The organism is Pseudonocardia sp. ICBG1142 (genome assembly GCF_020496255.1).
Classification (GTDB): domain Bacteria; phylum Actinomycetota; class Actinomycetes; order Mycobacteriales; family Pseudonocardiaceae; genus Pseudonocardia.
In genome coordinates this window covers 322,769-342,904 of sequence record NZ_JAHLJC010000032.1, presented here as the reverse complement: position 1 = coordinate 342,904, position 20,136 = coordinate 322,769, and the positions used below count along the sequence as shown (strand labels likewise).

The window sequence follows — 20,136 nt, the reverse complement described above, 5'->3', positions numbered from 1 at the left end:
CTGTCGCGGCGATGCTAGAACAGCCCGACCAGAATACGCAACTAGCGCTGCGAAATACGCAACGCTACTGCTCGTAGGGGGAGAACGGGATGCTCCGGTACGCGTCGCTCGGCGCCGAACGGCCCGGACCGTACGCCAAGTCCGTCCCGCCGCTGCCCGGCACCGTCGACGAGTGGCTCGCCGGTGGGCCGCGGCTGTCGGACCTGGCGACACCCGTCCTCACCCTCGACCGGGCGGCCCTGCACGCCAACGCCGAGCGGATGGCCGGCTGGTGTGCCGCGCACGGCGTCGACCTCGCCCCGCACGGCAAGACGACGATGGCCCCGGCCCTGTGGGACCTGCAGCTGCGCCACGGCGCCTGGGGGATCACCGTCGCCACGCCGTGGCAGGCGCGGATCGCGATCGACGCCGGCGTGCGACGGGTGCTGCTGGCGAACGCGCTCGTCGACCCGGCCGGGGTGCGCGCCGTCGCCGCCGCCCGTGACGCGGACCCGGACCTGGAGGTCCTCAGCTGGGTCGACTCGGTCGACGCCGTCGCCGCGATGACCGCCGCGGCGGGATCACCGGCACGGCCGCTCGCGGTCGCCGTCGAGCTGGGGGCCCCTGGCGGGCGGACCGGTGCGCGGACCCTCGACGAGGCCGAGCGGGTCGCCGCGGCCGTCGTCGCGAGCCCGGCGCTGGTGCTGGCCGGGGTCGGCGGCTACGAGGGGGCACTCGCGCACGACCCGTCCGCGGAGTCGCTGGCGACCGTCCGCGCCTACCTCGACGACCTCGCCGCGCTGCACCGGCGGCTCACCCCGTCCTACGGGACCGACGAGGCCGTGGTCACCGCGGGCGGCAGCGCCTACTTCGACCAGGTCGTCGCCGCGCTTGCCGGGCTCGCCGACGCGCGCACCCGGGTCGTGCTGCGCTCGGGCGCCTACCTCGTCCACGACGACGGCTTCTACCGCGGCATCTCCCCGCTGGCCCGCGACGACGAGCAGCGCCCGTTCCGCTCGGCGATGCACGTGACCGCCCGGGTGGTGTCCACCCCCGAGCCCGGCCTGGCGCTGCTCGACGCGGGCAAGCGCGACGTCCCGTTCGACGAGGGGCTGCCCGAGCCGCAACGCATCGCCGACGACCTCGGGGCGCCGTCGCGGCCGCTGACCGGCACCGTCACCGCCGTCAACGACCAGCACGCGTTCCTGCGCACCGAGGAGCCGGTCCGGATCGGGCAGGTCGTCCGGCTCGGGCTCTCGCACCCGTGCACCGCGTTCGACAAGTGGCGCTGGATCCCGGTGCTGGACGGTGCGGATCCGGACCCGCAGGTCGTCGAGCTCGTCCGGACATTCTTCTGATGGGCACACTGCTGCGCGGCGGCACCGTCGTCGACGGGACGGGTGGGCCCCGGTACACCGCGGACGTGCTCGTCGAGGGCGACCGGATCGCCGCCGTCGGACCGGACGCGGCCGGGCGGGCCGACCGGGTCGTCGACGTGGCCGGACTGGTCGTCGCCCCCGGGTTCGTCGACATGCACGCCCACTCCGACCTGCGCCTGCTCACCGAGCCCGCGCACCTCGCGAAGGTCTCGCAGGGCGTGACCACCGAGGTCCTCGGCCAGGACGGGCTGTCCTACGCCCCCGTCGACGACGCCGTGCTGCCCGTGCTGCGCCGCGCGATCGCCGGCTGGAACGGCGATCCCGGCGCGGACTTCCTCACCTGGCGCACCGTCGCCGAGTACCTGGACCGGCTCGACGAGGGCATCGCCGGCAACGCCGCCTACCTGGTCCCGCACGGCACGGTCCGCGCGCTGGTCTGCGGCTGGGACGACCGGCCCGCCACGCAGGCGGAGATCGCCCGGATGGCCGACGTCGTCCGCACCGGCATGGCCCAGGGCGCGGTCGGTCTCTCGGCCGGGCTCACCTACACCCCCGGCATGTACGCCGACGGCGCCGAGCTCGCCGCCCTGTGCGCGGCGGTGGGGGAGCTGGGCGGCTTCTTCTCCCCGCACCACCGCAGCTACGGCGCGGGCGCGCTGGAGGCCTACGCCGAGATGGTCGACGTCGCCGAGCGGTCCGGGTGCGCGCTGCACCTGGCCCACGCCACGCTCAACTTCGGCCCCAACAAGGGCCGGGCCGGGGAGCTGATCGCGCTGCTCGACGCCGCCGTCGCCCGCGGCGTCGACATCACCCTCGACACCTACCCCTACCTGCCCGGCGCGACGACGTTGTCGGCGATCCTGCCCAGCTGGTGCCAGTCCGGTGGTGTCGACGCGGCCCGTGAGCGGCTGCGCGACCCGGCGGCGCTCGCCCGGATCCGGGAGGACCTGGAGGTCCACGGCTCCGACGGCTGCCACGGCGTCGTCGCGGAGTGGGAGACGATCGAGATCAGCGGGGTCACGAATCCCGAGCTCGCCGGGCTGGTCGGGCGGACGATCGCCGACATCGCGGCCGCTGCCGGACGGGACCCCTTCGACACCTGCGTGGACGTCCTGCTCCGCGACGACTTCGGGACCGGGATCCTGCAGCACGTCGGGCACGAGGAGAACGTCCGCGCGATCATGCGCCACCCGCGGCACACCGGCGGCAGCGACGGCCTGCTCGTCGGCGCGAAGCCGCACCCGCGGGCCTGGGGGACCTTCCCCCGCTACCTCGGCCACTACTGCCGCGAGCTGGGGCTGTTCTCCCTGGAGGAGTGCGTCCACCACCTCACCGGACGCGCCGCCGACCGGCTGCGCCTCGCCGACCGCGGCCGCGTCCGGCCGGGCCTGGCCGCCGACCTGGTGGTGTTCGACCCGGACACCGTCACCGACACCGCCACCTTCGCCGAGCCGGCCCAGCAGGCGGCAGGCATCCCGTACGTGCTGGTCAACGGGGCCTTCGCCATCGACGGCGGGGAGCGCACCGCCGCGCTGGCCGGCCGCGCGCTGCGCCGCCGGGCCGACGGCCGGACAGCACCGGGCACCCATCCCACCGGAGGACACCGATGGCCTTCCTGAACTGGCTGCAGAACGACACGGCCGGCCTGCTCACCCTCGCCGCCGTCAGCGTCGCGCTGCTCCTGGTGCTGATCATGCGGCTGCGGCTGGAGCCGTTCATCGCGCTGATCGTGACCGGGGTGCTGGTCGCCCTGGTCGCGGGCGTGTCGGTCACCGAGTTCGTCGGTACCCCGATCAAGGCGTCGGACTCGCTGTTCGAGAAGGGGTTCGCCGGGATCCTCGGCCACATCGCCCCGATCATCGGCCTGGGCACCGTGCTCGGCGCGATCATGGAACGCTCCGGCGGGGCGGACGCCCTGACCGAACGGCTGCTCCGGCTGTTCGGGCCGAAGGGCGCGCCGCTCGCGATGGGCATCACCGGGCTCGTGCTCGGCATCCCGGTGTTCTTCGACATCGGCATCTTCGTGCTCGCGCCGCTGGTCTACGTGGCCGCGCGCCGTGGCGGCCGCTCGCTGGTGCTCTACGCGATGCCCATGCTCGCCGGCCTGTCGATGACCCACGCGTTCCTGCCGCCGCACCCCGGGCCGGTCACCGCGGGCGGGCTGCTCGGCGTCGGCATGGGCTGGGTGATCGCGATGGGCCTGCTCTGCGGCATCCCCGCGTGGCTGGTCAGCGGCGTCTGGTGGGGCTCGTTCATCGGACGGCGGGTCCAGGTCGACGTGCCCGAGGACCTGCCCGGCGGGAGCGGTCCGGCCACCGGCCCGTCCGGTCCCGCCGGTACCGCGGTCGCGGTGACCGCGCCCCCGTCGGTCGCGCTCATCTCCTCGATCATCGCGGTCCCGCTGGTGCTCATCCTCGCCGCGACCGTCGCGGGGGTGGCGCTGCCCGAGGGCACGGTGCTCCGCGACGTGCTCGTGCTGCTCGGCACCCCGGCCATCGCGCTGACGCTGTCGGTGCTGCTCGCGCTGTACCTGCTCGGCATCCGGCGCGGGACGTCGATGGCCGAGCTCGGCCGCATCTCCGGCGAGTCGCTGCGCCCGGTCGGGATGATCCTGCTCGTCGTCGGAGCGGGGGCGTTCTTCGGCAAGGTCCTGCAGACCACCGGCGTCGGCGACGCACTGGCCGGCTCGATGACCGCGATCGGGCTGCCGGTCATCGCCTCGGCGTACCTGATCAGCGCGGCGCTGCGGATCGCCCAGGGCTCGGCGACCGTCGCCATCGTGACGACGGCGGGCATCATCGGCCCGACCGTCGCCGCGGGCGGCTACAGCCAGCCGCAGCTCGCGCTGATCGTCGTCGCCGTGTCGGCCGGGTCGATCATCGCCAGCCACGTCAACAACGGTGGGTTCTGGATCGTCGCCAAGTACTTCAACATGACGGTGAAGCAGACCCTGATGACCTGGACGGTGCTGGAGACGATCCTGTCCGTCGTCGGGTTCGCCGCGGCCGCGCTGGTGTGGGCCCTCGTCTAGGAGCGCAGCGGGTCGGCGTCGAGCGTGACCGGCGCGCCGTGCGGGGTCGCGACGGCGGCGCGCAGCCAGGCGCCGGTCCGCTCGTCGACCGCGCCGCGGTCGGCGACGCCGAGCCCGTCGAGCAGGCGCTCCAGCGCGGCGAGCCAGGCGTCCCAGTAGTCCAGGCCGGTGTCCAGCTCGGCCCCCAGGGTCTCGGCGAACTCCTGCCGGTCCAGCGTTCCGGCGTCCTGCAGGGCCACGGCCAGCGCGAACGCGTTCGCCTGCCAGGGCTCGTCGAAGACCGGGCCGTCAGACGGGCTCAAGGTAGGACTCCCAGGCGTCGACGGAGACGGTCGTGGTGGGGTCGGCGTCCGGGCCCCACAGCTCGGGACCGGTGAACACCACGGTGTAGAGCGGCTCCGGGCACTCGCCGAGGCCGTGCGCGCGGGCGTCGGGCAGCACGTGGGTCCCGCGGTGCGTCTCGACGGTCCCGCTGCGGCCGCGGACGTAGCGGGGGAGCCGGGTGTGCCCGCGCGGGTGCATCACCCGGGCCCGCACCCGGTCGCCGGGGGCGAACCGCGGCGGGCCGGCGGCGTCGCGTTCGGTGGGGGTGCCGGTCGCCAGCACCCGGGCGACGGACCCGGCGTCCAGTGCGGCGGGCGCGTCGGCGCGCGGGCGCAGCGGGCGACCGGCCTCGAGCTCGTCGGCACCGACCAGGCCGTGGGTGACCAGCAACTTCTCGGTCGCCGCGAGCCAGATCTCGTAGTAGGTCAGCGTCAGGTAGATCGGCGGCGGGAGCGACTCGCGGGCGTGCCGGGACTCGTCGATCGACCAGCCGCCCGGGCGGGCCGCGGCGAGGGTCAGCGCGAGCACCAGCGGTTCCCAGCCGGCGTGGAACCGGACGTCCTCCGGCTCGGGCTCGACGGGCCCGAAGCCCATCGCGCCGCCGAGGTCGTGCGCGCCGTTCACGCCGACACCAGCCGGGTTCCGATCATGGCGTCCCGGGAGACGATCGCGGCGAGCTCGTCGACCGACCAGCCGTCGGTCCCGGCCGGGCGCTGCGGGACGACCAGGTAGCGCAGCTCGGAGGTGGAGTCGTGGACCCGAATCGCGACGTCGTCGCCGAGGGTGGTCCCGAAGTCGGCGAGCACCCCGCGCGGGTCCAGCACCGCCCGCGACCGGTAGGCCGGCGACTTGTACCAGACCGGCGGCAGACCGAGGACCGGCCACGGGTAGCAGGAGCACAGCGTGCAGACGACGAGGTGGTGCTCGCCCGGTGCGTTGAACACCGCCGTGAGGTGCTCGCCGCCCCGGCCGCCGTAGCCGAGCTCGGCGACCGCCGCGGTCGCGTCCTCGGCGAGCCGGGCCGCGAAGTCCGGGTCGGTCCACGCCCGGGCGACGACGCGCGCGCCGTTCCGCGGGCCCACCCGGTGCTGGTAGGTCTCGATGATCTCGTCGAGCGCGGCCGGGTCGACGTAGCCCTTCTCGACCAGGATCGACTCCAGGGCCCGGACGCGGGCGTCCACCGGCCGCAGCTCACCGCTCATCGGGCCGACGGTAGCCAGACCCGGTCCGGCCGTCGAGAGCACGACGGCCCGGCACCCACGCGGGGCACCGGGCCGTCGGACGGGCGGGGTCAGGCGTTCGTGAGCGCGTCCTCGAACTCCTCGACCTTCAGCGGGGCCAGGTCGGAGACCCGCAGGAAGTCGCCCAGCGTGGTGCCGGTCGCGCCGGAGTCGACGTTCTTCGGTCCGCGGCCGGCGCGCACGTCGTCGAGGTTGATCGTGCGCAGGTCGTAGGAGAACCGGGTGACGTCGGAGGTGTTCGGAGCCGACGCGTGCAGGTGATTCGAGGAGAACATGAAGACGTCCCCGGACTGCGCGGCGATCCGGATCTCGCCGCGGGACTCGAAGTCCTCCAGCGGGAGGGGGTGCGGACGGGTGTCGGTGGTCTTCTCACCGGCGGCCGCGGTGCGGTGCTTGGCGACCCACTCGTCGTAGTCGTACTGGTTCGAGCCGTTCTTCACCGGGCGGTCGAAGTAGTCGGTGTACATGCTCATGACGTTCTCGCCGACGACGTCGTACACCGGGGTCCAGTAGTTCACGAGCTGCTGCGGGTGGCCGTACCACATGTCGCGGTGCGCCTTGTAGTTGTAGGACACGCCGGCGGTGAGGAACTGGTCGGCCGGGATGACGCGCAGCCGCGGGATGTCGAAGTAGGTCCGCTCGGGGTCGACACCGAAGTCGACGGCGAACTGCTGGCAGAGCGACTTGGTCTTCTCACCGTTGGTGAACTCGTGCTTGAGCGGCTCGACGCGGCGGATGAACTCGTCGACGTCCATCTCGTACTGGGCGCGCTCCGGGTCCATGCCCTCGAAGGCCTGACCGATGAGGTCCTTGGCGTGGTCGGCGAGGGCGTTCGCGCCACCGATCCCGGTGTAGAGATGGAAGTCGCCCCGGAACGGGGACTCGCGGCGCGCGTCGTCGTCGATCCGGCGGTTCAGGTAGACCGTGATCACCGCTTGCTCCTCCGTGCTGACTCGGGTTCGACACCCGTCTGACACCCGCTGACGCTAGCGGACACGATCGGGTGGTTGTCCACTATGCAACGTAGTAGAAGGGACTCTGCGACACCGTGACCGAAAGGTCCGGTTGATGCCACCCTCCTCTCTGTGATTAGGTGAGCCTCACCTATGGGGAGGTGGCGATGTCGGTCGTGACCGAGGACCGCGCGGCGGTCCGTGTGGTGGGCCTGCAGCGGGTCTCGGACGTCTTCGTCCGGGCCCGGCTCGAGGGGGAGGCGTTGGCCGGTCTCGACCTGCCCGGCGTCCCCGACGAGGCCTGCGTCTTCCACTTCCCGCTGCCCGACGGCGGCCGCGACGACCACGGTCGCTGGTACACCCTGCGCGAGGTCAGCCCCTGCCGCACCCGGGCGTCCATCGACCTGGTCTGCCACCCCGGCGGGGTCGGCGCGGGCTGGGCGCGGCGGGCCCGGGTCGGCGACGAGATCGAGGTCTCGCACGCGAACAGTTGGTTCAAGCGCCCGGCCGGGGTCGGCTGGCAGATCCTCGTCGGCGACGCGGCGGCCCTCCCGGCGCTCGCCCGGATCGTCACCGAGACCCCCGAGGACATCGACACCGAGGTCGTCCTGGAGGTCGACGAGGTGCCGGCCGACTTCCCCGCGCGGGCCCGGGTGCGTCGCGAGCCCGCGAGCGAGACCGGCAGCCGGCTGGCGGAGATCGTCGCCGGGCTCGTGCTGCCGGAGGGGCCCGGCTACGTCTACGTCGGCGGTGAGGCGTCCGCGACCCGGGCCGCCCGCAAGCACCTGCGCCACGAGCGCGGCCTGCCGCCCGGCGCCTACGGCGTGCTCGGCTACTGGCGGCGCGACGCCGACACCTTCCGTCGCACCTGGCGGGCCAACCAGGAGCGCTTCGAGAAGGCCTACGCCGACGCGGCCGCCGCCGCCGAGGGCGACGACGAGCGGATGCTCGACCTCTACGAGGCGACCCTGGAGCGCGACGGGCTGATCTGAGCCGGGCTCACCCCTGGGCCGTCGGCCGGACGACGACCTGGTTGACGTCGACCCCGGCGGGCTGTTCGAGCGCGAAGACCACCGCGCGGGCGATCGCGGCCGGGTCGAGGGCGATCTCGTCGCGCTGTGCCCGGTAGTCCGCGCGCAACCGCTCGTCGCCGATGCCCTCGACGAAGTCGGTCGCGACGAACCCCGGCGATACCTCGGTGACCCGCAGCGCGGGTCCCGCCTCCTGGCGCAGCCCCTCGCAGAGGGTCCGGACGGCGTTCTTCGTCGCGGCGTAGACGACCTGACCGGGGACGACCCGCAGGCCGGACGTGGAGGCGACCACGACGAGGTGGCCCGCCTGCTGGGCGCGGAAGACCGGCAGCGCCGCGGCGAGCCCGTACAGGACGCCGCGCAGGTTGACGTCGATCATCTCGTCCCACTCCTCGACCGGGAGCTCGTCGAGCGGACGGACCCGGCCCACCCCCGCGTTCGCCACCAGCACGTCGAGCCTGCCGAACTCGGCCCGTGCGCGGTCGACCAGCGCGGTGTGGTCGGCCCGGTCGCGTACGTCCATCGGCACGGTGACCGCCGTCCCGCCCGCGGCGCGCACCCGGTCGGCAACGGCCTCCAGCCGGTCCGCCCGACGCGCCCCCAGGACCAGGTGCGCCCCGCGGGCCCCGAGCTCGACCGCGGTCGCCGCGCCGATGCCCCCGCTCGCGCCGGTGACGGCGACGACCCTGCCGGTGATGGTGTCCTGCGTGTCCACGGCGTCTCCCGACTCGAAGTGATAACCCACTTACACGCTAATGTGATAGCCCGATCACAGCAAGGAGGGCGCATGGCCCGGCGGGCGAGGTTCCATCACGGCGACCTGCCGGGCGCACTCGTGCGTGCCGGCGTCGACCTGCTGGCCGAGGTGGGCGTGCGCGGGTTCTCGGTCGCGGTGCTGGCCCGCAGGCTGGGGGTGAGCACGGCTGCCCCCTACCGGCACTTCGCCGACCGCGACCGGCTGCTGGCCGCGGTGGTGACCGCGGCGGCCGGCGAGCTGGCGGACCAGATGGAGACCGCGGCCGCGCGGGCCGGGGACGACCCGGTCTCGCGACTCGCCGCCGTCGGCGGGGCCTATGCCGGGTTCCTCACCGGGCGCCGGGTCGGGCTGGACCTCGTCTACGGCGCCGAGCTGCGGGCACTGGGCGACCGCGACCTCGCGGCCGTGGGACGGCGGATCGGGGACGTCCTGCTCGCCCCGGCCCTGGAACTCGCCGACCCGGCCGCGGCGGTGTCGCTGATGGAGCGGGTGGTCACGACCGCCCACGGCTACGGCGCCCTCGACGTCGACGGCTTCCTCGCCGGCGCCGCGGTCGGCGGCGGCACGGTCGCCGAGCGGGCGGAGGCGGCCGTCGCGGCCGTGGTCCGCGGCACGGTGGGCACCCCGGGACCGGCGGCGGGCGGTCCGTGAGGCGGGCCCGTACCGGCGTGCCGTGGCACACCGACGGTGCGGTCGGCGGCCGCGCGGGCCAGGCGTAAAGTCGAGGGTCGGCACCCCGACCGGGTCGGGAGCCCTACCGCGACCCGGGCAGGGGTCTGCCCTGCCCGCGGTCGGCCCCCGCCGCCGCGCGCACCGCCAGCCCACCTCCACCGAGGAGCCAGCGCCGTCGTGGCCATCCTGTCCGGTCTGCTCACCTCCGCCCTGTCCGACGCCGGTCTCCGTGCCGCCGTCGATGCCGCCCGCGCCGCGGACACCCGCGCCGGTGAGACCCCTGCCGTGCAGGTCGAGGGCCCCTCCGCGGTGCGCCCGCTGCTCGCCGCCGGGCTCGCCGAGACCTCCACGGTGCTCGCCGTGACCGCCACCGACCGGGAGGCCGAGGACCTCGCGGCCGCGGTGTCGGACCTGCTCGGCCACGGCGAGGCGCCGGGCGCCGCCGCCGACACCGTGCACGACTGCTCGGGCGCACCCGTCGTCGTGCTGCCGAGCTGGGAGACGCTGCCGCACGAGAAGCTGTCCCCGCGCCCGGACACCGTCGCCCGCCGGCTGACGATCTTCCGCCGGCTCGCCTCGGCCGAGACCGCCCCGCGGGTGGTCGTGACCGCGGCGCGCAGCCTGATCCAGCCCGTCGCGCCCGGGCTGGGCACGCTCGACCCGGTCTCGCTGGCCGTCGGCGAGGAGCACGACTTCGAGCAGCTCCTCGTGCGGCTGGTCGAGCTGGCCTACAGCCGCGCCGAGATGGTGACCACCCGCGGCGAGTTCGCCGTGCGCGGCGGCATCCTCGACATCTTCCCGCCGACCGCCGAGCATCCGGTGCGCGTCGAGTTCTGGGGCGACGAGGTCTCCGAGGTGCGGTCGTTCTCCGTCGCCGACCAGCGTTCGGTCGGCGAGGTCACCCGGATCGACGTCCCGCCGTGTCGCGAGCTGCTGCTCACCACCCCCGTGCGCGAGCGGGCCGCCGAGCTGGCCCTCGAACAGCCCGAGACCGCCGGGCTCAACCGCAACCCGCTGCGCGAGCTGCTGGAGAAGCTGTCCGAGGGCATCCCCGGCGAGGGCATGGAGTCGCTGATCCCGGCGCTGGTCGGCGGGGAGATGCAGACGCTCACCGACCTGCTGCCGGACGGGACGCGGGTGCTGCTCGCCGACCCCGAGCGCATCCGGACCCGCTGCGCCGACCTCGTGCGCACCGGGCAGGAGTTCCTGGAGGCGTCCTGGCTGGCGTCCGGCTCCGGGGGCGAGGCCCCGATCGACGTCTCCGGGTCGGCCTACCGCGACCTGCGCGTCACGCTCGACCACGCGACGGCGACCGGCCGCCCCGTGGTGTCGCTGTCGCCGCTGCTGTCGGGTGCCGACGACGTCGTCGTGGCGGGCGTGCACGAGATCGAGCCCTACCGGGGCGACACCGACCGCGCGCTGACCGACCTGCGCGCCCACGTCGCCACCGGCGGTGCCGCGGTGCTCGTGCTGGCCGGGCAGGGCACCGCGGACCGCTCGCTGGAGCAGCTGCGCGAGGCGGAGGTCCCCGCCGCGGCCGTCCCGGTGCTGGCCGACGCCCCGGAGAAGGGGATCGTCACCGTCACCTGCGGGCGGGTGCTGAACGGGTTCACCGCGCCGGAGGTGGGGCTGGTCGTCGTCTCCGAGCCCGACCTGACCGGCAGTCGCGCCGGTCTCGACACCGCGCCGCGCCGGACCACCCCGCGCAAGCGCAACGCCGTCGACCTGGCGGTGCTGCAGCCCGGCGACTTCGTCGTCCACAACCAGCACGGCATCGGGCGCTTCGTCGAGATGAAGGAGCGCACCGTCCAGGGCGCCACCCGCGAGTACCTGGTGCTGGAGTACGCCAGCTCCAAGCGCGGCCAGCCCGCCGACCGGCTGTTCGTGCCGACCGACGCCCTCGACGAGATCAGCCGCTACGTGGGCGGCGAGCAGCCCGCGGTCAACAAGCTCGGCGGCGGGGACTGGGCCAAGACCAAGAGCCGCGCCCGCAAGGCGGTCAAGGACATCGCGGCCGGTCTGGTGCAGCTCTACGCGGCCCGCCAGGCCTCGCCGGGGCACGCGTTCGGCGCGGACACCCCGTGGCAGCGCGAGCTCGAGGACGCGTTCCCCTACACCGAGACCCCCGACCAGCTGTCGGCGATCGACGAGGTCAAGCGGGACATGGAGCGTCCGGTCCCGATGGACCGCGTCATCTCCGGCGACGTCGGGTTCGGCAAGACCGAGATCGCGGTGCGGGCGGCGTTCAAGGCGGTGCAGGACGGCAAGCAGGTCGCCGTGCTCGTCCCGACGACGCTGCTCGCCACCCAGCACCTGTCGACGTTCTCCGAGCGGATGCGTCAGTTCCCGGTGACCGTGCGCGGGCTGTCGCGGTTCACCGACCCGGCCGAGGCGCGGGAGACGATCGAGAAGCTCGCCGACGGGCAGGTCGACGTAGTCGTGGGCACGCACCGGCTGCTCCAGACCGGCATCCGCTGGAAGGACCTCGGCCTGGTGATCGTCGACGAGGAGCAGCGCTTCGGCGTCGAGCACAAGGAGCACATCACCGCGCTGCGCGCGCACGTCGACGTGCTGACCCTGTCCGCGACGCCGATCCCGCGGACCCTGGAGATGAGCCTGGCCGGCATCCGCGAGATGTCGGCGATCACCACCCCGCCCGAGGAGCGGCACCCGACCCTGACCTACGTCGGCGCCTACGACGACAAGCAGGTCGCCGCCGCCGTGCGCCGCGAGCTGCTGCGCGACGGCCAGGTGTTCTACGTCCACAACCGGGTCAGCTCGATCGACCGCGCGGCCAAGAAGATCCAGGACCTCGTCCCCGAGGCCCGGGTCGCCGTCGCGCACGGGCAGATGAACGAGGACCTGCTGGAGCGGACCGTCAGCGCGTTCTGGCACCGCGAGTTCGACGTGCTGATCTGCACCACGATCGTCGAGAACGGCCTGGACATCTCCAACGCCAACACCCTGATCGTCGAGCGCTCCGACACCCTGGGGCTGTCCCAGCTCCACCAGCTGCGCGGCCGGGTCGGGCGTGGCCGCGACCGCGGCTACGCCTACTTCCTCTACCCGGCCGACCACCCGCTCACCGAGACCGCGCACGACCGGCTCGCCACCATCGCCCAGCACTCCGAGCTGGGCTCCGGCGCGGCCGTCGCGATGAAGGACCTGGAGATCCGCGGAGCGGGCAACATCCTGGGCGCCGAACAGTCCGGCCACATCGCCGGTGTCGGGTTCGACCTCTACATCCGCCTGGTCGGGGAGGCCGTCGCCGCGTTCCGCAAGCAGGCGGGCGGGGAGATCGGGGCCGAGCCGGAGGAGCTGCAGGAGGTCCGGGTCGACCTGCCGGTCGACGCGCACGTCCCGCACGACTACGTCGACGGCGAGCGGCTGCGTCTGGAGGTCTACCGCAAGATCGCCGAGGCGCCCGACGACGCCGCGCTCACCGCGATCGTCGAGGAGCTGACCGACCGCTACGGCGAGCCCCCGACCCCGGTGCGCAACCTGCTGGAGGTCGCCCGGTTCCGCCAGCTGTGCCGCCGCCTCGGCATCCGTGAGGTCGCCTCGGCGGGCACCCAGCTGCGGATCGGGCCGATGCAGCTGCCCGACTCCGCCCAGCTGCGGCTGCGCCGGCTCTACCCGAAGGCGCAGTACAAGGCGGCCGCGCAGATCGTCACGGTGCCCAAGCCGATGCAGGGCAACCGGATCGGCGGGGCGGCGCTGCGCGACGTCGAGCTGCTCGGCTGGTGCGCGGAGCTGCTGCTGCAGATCGTGCCGACCTCCACCCCGGTGCACAGCTCGGCCTCCTCCTGACACGGTCCTGACGCGATCCTGATGAACACCCGGTGTACCGCCGGGGAACTTCGGGTGTCGGCGTCTGTGCTGTTTCCGGGACGTAACGGGACGGACTCCGGCGAACCGGTCGTCGGAGTTGTCGGGATCAATCGCGCGACGTGGGTTCCCATTCTTTCCGGTGATCCACAGCACTTCGCGGACGCGGTCCACACTGTTTTACGATCAGGTCAACGGCGCGTGAGAAGGCCGTTTCCGTCGTGACTCCCCGTTTCTGGGAAAGAGGTGTGTCCGATGTCCGATCGCCGGCCAGACTCCACCGATTCCGCCGATTTCTGCACTCCGTGCCTGGTGTTGGACATGGACGCCGTCCGAGAACGGTATGCCGAATTCGGTGACGCGCTTACCGGCGTGGACCTGTTCTACGCGGTCAAGGCGAATCCGGACCCACGGCTCGTCGCATTCCTGGTCGGTCTCGGCGCACGATTCGACGTCGCCAGTCGGCCGGAGCTGGAACTGTGCCTGGCGGCCGGTGCCCGGCCCGCGGACATCTCCTACGGCAGCACCGTCAAGAAGGAACGCGACATCGCGTTCGCGCACCGCAGCGGCGTGCGCCGGTTCGCCGTCGACTCGGCCGCCGAGCTGGCGAAGATCGCCCGGTGCGCGCCGGGTGCCGAGGTGTTCGTCCGGGTCGCCTGCAGCGGCGCGGGCTCCTGCTTCCCGCTGGACCGCAAGTTCGGGTGCTCGCCCGCCGCGGCCGCGTCGCTGCTGCTCGACGCCGACGCGGCCGGGCTGCTCGCGGCGGGTGTGTCGTTCCACGTCGGCTCCCAGCAGCTCGACCCGGGAGCGTGGCGGGCCGGGATCGCCGACGCCGCGGAGGTGTTCCGCAGGGTCCGCGCCCGTGGTCTGCGGCCGTACCTGCTCAACCTCGGTGGCGGCTTCCCCGCGCACTACGACGCGCACGTCCTCCCCCTGGCGGACTACGGCGTCGCGATCCGGGACGCGGTCGCCGCGGAGTTCGGCGACGACCGGCCGGAGCTGATGATCGAACCGGGCCGGGGCCTCGTCGCCGGCGCGGGGACGCTCTACAGCGAGGTCGTGCTCGTGTCCGACCGGGACGGCGACGCCGGTCCGCGCTGGGTCTACCTCGACATCGGCCGCTTCGGCGGGCTCGCCGAGACCGAGGGCGAGCTGGTGCGCTCCCCGATCCGCACCGCCCACGACGACGGTCCCCGCTCGCCGGTCGTCCTGGCCGGACCGACCTGCGACAGCGCCGACGTGCTCTACCGCAGGCACCCCTACCTGCTCCCCGACGACTTGTGCGCCGGTGACGTGGTCCGGCTGCTGCACACCGGTGCCTACACCACCAGCTACTCCTCGGTCGGCTTCAACGGGTTCGCCCCGCTGCGCTGCGTCTGCACCGGGGACCCCGCCACGGGCGGGTCCGGAACGTCGGTGCGTGCGGCTAACGTCGCCGTGTGAGCTTCCTGCGCCATCCCCACCTGTCGGGTGACACGCTCGTCCTGGTCGCGGAGGACGATCTGTGGACGGCTCCGGTCGCGGGCGGGCGGGCCCACCGCCTGACCGCGGACGGGGTGCCGGTCACCGCGCCGCGCTTCTCACCCGACGGCGGGTCGATCGCCTTCGCGTCCCGGCGAGACGGTGCGCCCGAGGTGTACCGGGTCGACGCCGAGGGCGGCACGCCCACCCGGCTCACCTGGTGGGGCGAGGCGACGACCCGCGCGGCGGGCTGGACCCCCGACGGGGCGGTGGTCGCGTTGTCGGCGCACGGGGACGCGACCTCCCGGCTGTGGGCGTACGCGGTCCCGGCGACCGGCGGCACACCGGAGCTGCTGCCGCACGGCACGCTCTCCGCGCTCGCCCACCAGCCCGGCGGCCCCGCCGTGCTCACCCAGGTCGAGGGCGGGCGGGACGCGGCCCACTGGAAGCGCTACCGCGGCGGGCGCGCGGGCCGGCTCTGGCTCGACGCCACCGGAACCGGGGAGTTCACCCGGGTCCTCGCCGGTCTGGCCGGGCAGCTGGAGTGCCCCATGATCGTCGACGACGGGTCGGGCCCGCGGCTGGCGTTCGTCTCCGACCACGAGGGCTGGGGGAACGTCTACTCCGTCCCGCTCGCCGACCCCGGCACCGACCTGCGCCGGCACACCGACCACGGCTCCGGGGGCGGCACCGACTTCTACGTCCGGCACGCGAGCACCGACGGGCGCCGGGTGGTCTACGAGTCGGCAGGGGAGATCTTCCTGCTCGACGACCTGTCCGCCGCCTCGCAGCCGCGCCGGATCGACGTCCGGCCCGGCGGGCCGCGGCGCGCCCGCGAGCCCTACCGCGCGTCGCTGCCCGCCGACCTGGGCCCGGTCCGGCCGGACCGCACCGGACGGGCGAGCATCGTGTCGGTGCTCGGCACCGTGCACCGGCTCACCCACCGCGACGGCCCCGCCCGCGCACTGCTCGCCGAGCCCGGCGTGCGCGCCCGGCTCGCGCACCCGCTCGGCACGGACCGCGCCGTATGGGTGGACGACGCGACCGGCGAGGACGCCGTGGTCGTGGCCCCGCTCGACGCGCACGCCCCGGCAGCCCCGGAGCGGGCGCGGTACGCCGCGGGCAGGCTCGGCCGGGTGCTGGAGCTGGCCCCTGCGCCGGACGGTTCCGCCGTCGCGCTCACCACGCACGACGGCAGGCTGCTGGTGCTGCACACCGGCGCCGACCCCGTGCCGGACCCGGTGTCCGGTCCCGACGAGCGACCCGACGACGGCGTGGTCGACGAGGCCGTCCCGGCCCGGCCGGCGGGGGAGCTGCGCGAGCTGCACCGCGGCACCGCGGGCGAGCCGTCGGACGTGTCCTGGTCCCCGGACTCCGCCTGGCTGGCGTGGTGCGACCCGACGCCCGAGGGGCTCTCGCGGATCGTGCTCACCCGGGTCGCCGACGGCGAGCACGCCGAGGTCACCCCGGCCCGCTTCCACGACAGCGACCCGGTCTTCACCGCCGACGGCAGGCACCTGGCGTTCCTGTCCCGGCGGGTGTTCGACCCCAGCTACGACGAGCACTCCTTCGACCTGACCTTCGGCACCGGATGGAAGCCGTTCCTGGTGCCGCTGGCCGCGCGGACGCCGTCGCCGTTCGGGGCAGGGCCGGACGGCCGCCCGGTGGACCCGGCCGACGAGGGCCCGGACGACCAGCCCGCCACCCCGCCGACGCCCCCGGCCCCGCCGGAGCCCGGCGACGAGCCCGACCCGCCCGGCGATGCCGCGGTCGGTGCCGCGGTCGACGGGGCGGTCGACGGGGCGGTCGACGGGGCCTCCGACGGCGCGCGCCGCGCGGTGGCCGCGGCGACCGGGGCCGGGGCGCCGGCCCGGGGCGGTGCGCGCGGCGGCCGCCGCGGGTCCGGGCGGGACGCCGACGAGGGGCCGCCGGAGGTCGTGGTCGACGTCGACGGGCTGGCCGACCGGGTCGTCGGTGTGCCGGTCGAGGCCGCCCGCTACACCCGGCTCGCCGCGGTCCGGGGCGGCCTGGTGTGGCTGCGGCTGCCCAGCGGCACCGGCGTGCTCGGCGACAGCCTCCCCGACGACGACGCCGAGCCCGACCGCGCCGTGCTGGAGCGGTTCGACCTGGCCCGGCGCACGGTCACCGTCGTCGCCGACCCGGCGTCGTCGTTCGCGGTGAGCGGTGACGGCACCCGGCTCGTCGTCCGGGACCGGGGCACGGTCCGGCTGCTGCGCGCCGACCGTGGCGGGTCCGCCGCCCCGGAGGACGACGCCGGCGGCGACGAGTTCACGATCGACACCCGTCGGCTCGTGGTCACCGTCGACCCGGTCGCCCAGTGGCGGCAGATGTTCGACGAGACCGCCCGCCTGATGCGCGATCACTTCTGGGTCGAGGACATGGCCGGGGTCGACTGGGCTGCCGAGACCGCCCGGTACCGGCCGCTGGTCGACCGGGTCGGCAGCCACGACGACCTGCTCGACGTGCTGTGGGAGCTACAGGGCGAGCTCGGCACCTCGCACGCCTACGTCATCGGCGGCCGCGCAGGCGGCGACCCGACCGGGCGGCCCGGGCTGCTCGGCGCCGACCTCGAGCCGGAACCCGACGGCGGCCCGGGATGGCGGATCCGGCGCGTCCTGCCGCCGGAGACCTCCGCGCCCGCCGCACGCAGCCCGCTGTCCGGGCCCGGCGTCGACGTGCGGGCCGGTGACGTGCTGCTGGAGGTGAACGGGCGCCCGCTCGACCCGCACTGGGGGCCCGCGCCGCTGCTCGTCGCGACGGCCGGGAGCACGGTGGAGCTCACCGTGCGCTCCGGACCCGACCGGCCCGACGCGGGCACCGTCCGCCGCGTGGCGGTGCGCCCGCTGCACTCCGAGGACGAGCTGCGCTACCAGGACCGGGTGGCCCGGCTGCGCGCCGAGGTCGCCGAGCGGTCCGCGGGGCGGCTGGGCTACCTGCACGTGCCGGACATGATGGGTTACGGCTGGGCCCAGCTGCACCGCGACCTCGCCCGCGAGACCGCGAAGGACGGCCTGCTGCTCGACGTGCGCGGCAACCGTGGCGGACACACCTCGCAGCTGGTGGTGGAGAAGCTCGCCCGCCGCGTCATCGGGTGGGACCTGCCCCGGCACGGCGCACCCGCGACCTACCCCGAGCAGGCGCCGCGCGGCCCGGTGGTGACCCTGGCCGACGAGCGCTCCGGCTCCGACGGCGACATCGTCACCGCCGCGATCAAGCGGCTCGGGGTCGGCCCGGTCGTCGGGACCCGCACCTGGGGCGGGGTGATCGGCATCGACAGCCGCTACCGGCTCGTCGACGGCACCCTGGTCACCCAGCCCCGCTACGCCACCTGGTTCGACGACGTCGGCTGGACGATGGAGAACCACGGAGTGGACCCCGACGTGGAGGTGGTCGTGACCCCGCAGGACCGGGCGGCCGGACGGGACCCGCAGCTGGACCGGGCGATCGAGATCGCCATGGCCCGGCTCGACGAGCACCCGCCCGCACGGCCGCCGGACCTCGCCGGGCGGCCGTCGGTGGCCCGGCCCGCGCTGCCGGGTCGGCCGGGTGGGGGAGATCGGCACCACATCGCGTGAGAGGCTGACCGCCGTGCGCACTCGCAGGATCACCGCCGCCCTGCTGATCGTCGGGGCCGTCGCCGTCACCGGGGCCGGCTGCGGCGCCGGACCGAGCCGGGTCGACTCCGCCGCGATCGTCGGCGAGAGGTCGATCCCGCTCGCCACCGTGCAGCCCGCGATCACCTCCGTGCTCACCCGGCCCGGGCTGGTCGACGGTCTGAAGGCCCAGGGCGGCTCCCAGGCCGACATCGGTCGGGCCGTGGTGTCCCAGCTGGTGATCCGCGACCTGATCGGCCTGACCGCCCCGGAGCAGGGTGTCACCGTGACCGACCAGCAGGTCACCGCGGCGATCGCCCGGCAGGGCGGCGAGCAGGCGGTGCAGGAGTCGTCGCTGGCGGTCGGCGGTGTGCAGGCCGCGACCCGGGACGAGCTGACCCTGACCGAGCTCGCCCGGCGCGAGCTGCCGCGGCTGTCGGTGACCGCGGACGTCGCGGTCGCCCAGGACCGGGCCCAGGCCACGACGCTGGCCCGCGAGGTCGCCGCCGGCGGGCAGCGGGCCGAGGCGGCGCTGGCCGGTGCCGGCACCACCCAGCGCGGGCTCGCGATCCGCCCGGCCGAGACCCCGCAGGCCGCGCTGACCCCGCTGATCGGCATCCCGGCCGGCTGGGTCGCGGCGTTCCCGCTGGGCAGCGGCCAGGGCTGGGTCGTGGTCCGGGTGACCGAGCGCGACCTCGGCGCCCCCGCCCCGGGCAACGCCGTCGGCCAGTTGGACCAGCGGTCGCTGTCCGAGGCCGGGATCCGGATGCTCACCCCCACCGCGCTGCGCACCGGGGTGCAGCTCAACCCCCGCTACGGCGTGTGGGACCCGATCCAGATGCTCGCCGTGCCGACCGCCGAGGACGCCTCCGTGGTGTTCCCGGTCGCCGCCGGCAACCCGACCCCGCCCGCCCCCTGATGGCCGCGACGATCGTCGTCTGTCCCCGTCGCGGGGCCGCACTCCCGGCCGCGGCGCTGCCGGCGCTGCGCTCCGCGACCGAGGTGCTCGCCGTGCCCGGTCTCGACGCCGGTGCCGCCGCCGGGTCCGTCGACTGGACCGGCACCGACCCCGCCGAGCTCGCCGACGGCACGGTGCTGCTCGTGCCGGCGGGCCACCCCGCCGCCGCGCACCCCGGCGCGGTACCGCCTCCCACCGGACATGCGGTGCTGGACGCCGTCGCGGTGATGGACCGGCTCCGCTCACCCGGCGGCTGCCCGTGGGACGCCGAGCAGACCCACACGTCGCTGCTGCGCTACCTCATCGAGGAGTGCTACGAGCTGTACCAGTCCATTGAGGACGGTGACCGCACCGAGCTGCGCGAGGAGCTCGGCGACGTCCTGCTGCAGGTGCTGTTCCACGCCCGCGTCGCCACCGAGCACCCCGACGCCCCGTTCGGGATCGACGAGGTCGCGACCGGGCTGGTCGACAAGCTCGTCGGTCGCCACCCGCACGTGTTCGCCGCGGGGGAGCAGGTCGCCACGGCCGCCGACCAGGACCGCCGCTGGGACGAGCTCAAGCGCGCCGAGAAGCAGCGCGAGTCCAGTGTCGACGGCGTCGCGACGGTCCAGCCGGCCGTCGCGCTCGCCGCGAAGCTGACCTCCCGCACGGCGAAGGCGGGGCTGCCCGTGGACCTGCTGCCCGCCGGCGACGACGCCGGTGCGGCACTGTTCCGGCTGGCCGCGGCCGCGCAGCTCGGCGGCGGCGACCCGGAGGCCGCGCTGCGCACGGCCGCCCGCGAGTTCGAGGCACGGGTGCGGTCGGCGGAGAAGGCCGCCGCCGCGGACGGGCTCGATCCGCACGCGCTGACCGCGCAGGACTGGCGTCGTTACTGGGCAGGCCCCTGACCCAATCCCCGATCGGGTGAT

At 74.8% G+C, this 20,136-nt stretch carries 15 protein-coding genes; 10 read left to right on the top strand and 5 right to left on the bottom strand.

Annotated features, from left to right (window positions below; genetic code table 11):
* Window positions 1-89 precede the first annotated feature (89 nt).
* From KPL59_RS32000 to KPL59_RS31990, 3 genes are read left to right on the top strand one after another with little or no spacing between them, the layout of a single operon-like run.
* Window positions 90-1,337 carry an alanine racemase gene (locus KPL59_RS32000; RefSeq protein ID WP_226363043.1) on the top strand — a complete coding sequence of 416 codons (1,248 nt, stop codon included), beginning with the start codon at window positions 90-92 and terminating at the stop codon, window positions 1,335-1,337.
* Window positions 1,337-2,977, top strand: a complete 1,641-nt coding sequence (locus KPL59_RS31995; protein ID WP_226363042.1) for an amidohydrolase family protein — start codon at window positions 1,337-1,339, stop codon at window positions 2,975-2,977. The genes KPL59_RS32000 and KPL59_RS31995 overlap by 1 nt, the downstream gene beginning before the upstream one ends.
* Window positions 2,965-4,389, top strand: a complete 1,425-nt coding sequence (locus KPL59_RS31990) for a GntP family permease (protein ID WP_226363041.1) — start codon at window positions 2,965-2,967, stop codon at window positions 4,387-4,389. The genes KPL59_RS31995 and KPL59_RS31990 overlap by 13 nt, the downstream gene beginning before the upstream one ends.
* Here KPL59_RS31990 and KPL59_RS31985 read toward each other — a convergent pair.
* From KPL59_RS31985 to KPL59_RS31970, 4 genes are all read right to left on the bottom strand, one after another.
* Window positions 4,386-4,691 (bottom strand): nitrile hydratase accessory protein, encoded by a 306-nt coding sequence (locus tag KPL59_RS31985; RefSeq protein ID WP_226363040.1) that lies wholly within the window; start codon window positions 4,689-4,691, stop codon window positions 4,386-4,388. The genes KPL59_RS31990 and KPL59_RS31985 overlap by 4 nt on opposite strands.
* Entirely contained in the window at window positions 4,678-5,337 is a 660-nt protein-coding gene (nthB, locus tag KPL59_RS31980; protein WP_226363039.1) for a nitrile hydratase subunit beta, read from the bottom strand. The genes KPL59_RS31985 and nthB overlap by 14 nt, the downstream gene beginning before the upstream one ends.
* Window positions 5,334-5,915, bottom strand: coding sequence for a nitrile hydratase subunit alpha (nthA, locus tag KPL59_RS31975; protein ID WP_226363038.1), 582 nt, complete (start codon window positions 5,913-5,915; stop codon window positions 5,334-5,336). Before nthA ends, nthB begins: the two co-directional genes overlap by 4 nt.
* 89 nt (window positions 5,916-6,004) lie before the next feature.
* The gene (locus KPL59_RS31970) at window positions 6,005-6,886 is read right to left on the bottom strand and encodes a hypothetical protein (RefSeq protein WP_226363037.1); all 882 of its coding nucleotides are present in this window, start codon (window positions 6,884-6,886) and stop codon (window positions 6,005-6,007) included.
* Window positions 6,887-7,074: 188 nt separating this feature from the next.
* Here KPL59_RS31970 and KPL59_RS31965 point away from each other — a divergent pair, with 188 nt between their 5' ends.
* A complete protein-coding gene (locus KPL59_RS31965; RefSeq protein WP_226358567.1) occupies window positions 7,075-7,899 on the top strand; it encodes a siderophore-interacting protein in 825 nt (274 codons plus the stop codon).
* A gap of 7 nt (window positions 7,900-7,906) precedes the next feature.
* Here KPL59_RS31965 and KPL59_RS31960 read toward each other — a convergent pair whose 3' ends face one another.
* On the bottom strand, window positions 7,907-8,653 hold the full coding sequence (locus KPL59_RS31960; protein ID WP_226363036.1) for an SDR family oxidoreductase: 747 nt from the start codon (window positions 8,651-8,653) through the stop codon (window positions 7,907-7,909).
* Between the two features lie 72 nt (window positions 8,654-8,725).
* Between KPL59_RS31960 and KPL59_RS31955 the strand changes: the two genes are divergently transcribed.
* The 6 genes from KPL59_RS31955 to KPL59_RS31930 all read left to right on the top strand — a co-directional run bounded on the left by KPL59_RS31955 (window position 8,726) and on the right by KPL59_RS31930 (window position 20,115).
* Window positions 8,726-9,346 carry a TetR/AcrR family transcriptional regulator gene (locus KPL59_RS31955; protein WP_226358568.1) on the top strand — a complete coding sequence of 207 codons (621 nt, stop codon included), beginning with the start codon at window positions 8,726-8,728 and terminating at the stop codon, window positions 9,344-9,346.
* A gap of 207 nt (window positions 9,347-9,553) precedes the next feature.
* Window positions 9,554-13,177, top strand: a complete 3,624-nt coding sequence (gene mfd / locus KPL59_RS31950; protein WP_226358599.1) for a transcription-repair coupling factor — start codon at window positions 9,554-9,556, stop codon at window positions 13,175-13,177.
* A 273-nt stretch (window positions 13,178-13,450) separates the two neighbouring features.
* On the top strand, window positions 13,451-14,638 hold the full coding sequence (locus KPL59_RS31945) for a type III PLP-dependent enzyme (protein ID WP_226363035.1): 1,188 nt from the start codon (window positions 13,451-13,453) through the stop codon (window positions 14,636-14,638).
* On the top strand, window positions 14,635-18,252 hold the full coding sequence (locus KPL59_RS31940) for a S41 family peptidase (RefSeq protein ID WP_226363034.1): 3,618 nt from the start codon (window positions 14,635-14,637) through the stop codon (window positions 18,250-18,252). The genes KPL59_RS31945 and KPL59_RS31940 overlap by 4 nt, the downstream gene beginning before the upstream one ends.
* A gap of 13 nt (window positions 18,253-18,265) precedes the next feature.
* Entirely contained in the window at window positions 18,266-19,189 is a 924-nt protein-coding gene (locus KPL59_RS31935) for a SurA N-terminal domain-containing protein (protein WP_158071447.1), read from the top strand.
* A complete protein-coding gene (locus KPL59_RS31930; protein WP_226363033.1) occupies window positions 19,189-20,115 on the top strand; it encodes a MazG family protein in 927 nt (308 codons plus the stop codon). Before KPL59_RS31935 ends, KPL59_RS31930 begins: the two co-directional genes overlap by 1 nt.
* The last annotated feature ends 21 nt before the right edge of the window (window positions 20,116-20,136 follow it).

Coding starts and splice junctions, on each gene's coding strand:
- nthA (WP_226363038.1), bottom strand. CDS start 5,915: ATGAGCGGTGAGCTGCGGCCGGTGGACGCCCGCGTCCGGGCCCTGGAG.
- KPL59_RS31990 (WP_226363041.1), top strand. CDS start 2,965: ATGGCCTTCCTGAACTGGCTGCAGAACGACACGGCCGGCCTGCTCACC.
- KPL59_RS31995 (WP_226363042.1), top strand. CDS start 1,337: ATGGGCACACTGCTGCGCGGCGGCACCGTCGTCGACGGGACGGGTGGG.
- KPL59_RS32000 (WP_226363043.1), top strand. CDS start 90: ATGCTCCGGTACGCGTCGCTCGGCGCCGAACGGCCCGGACCGTACGCC.
- KPL59_RS31965 (WP_226358567.1), top strand. CDS start 7,075: ATGTCGGTCGTGACCGAGGACCGCGCGGCGGTCCGTGTGGTGGGCCTG.
- KPL59_RS31945 (WP_226363035.1), top strand. CDS start 13,451: ATGTCCGATCGCCGGCCAGACTCCACCGATTCCGCCGATTTCTGCACT.
- KPL59_RS31930 (WP_226363033.1), top strand. CDS start 19,189: ATGGCCGCGACGATCGTCGTCTGTCCCCGTCGCGGGGCCGCACTCCCG.
- KPL59_RS31955 (WP_226358568.1), top strand. CDS start 8,726: ATGGCCCGGCGGGCGAGGTTCCATCACGGCGACCTGCCGGGCGCACTC.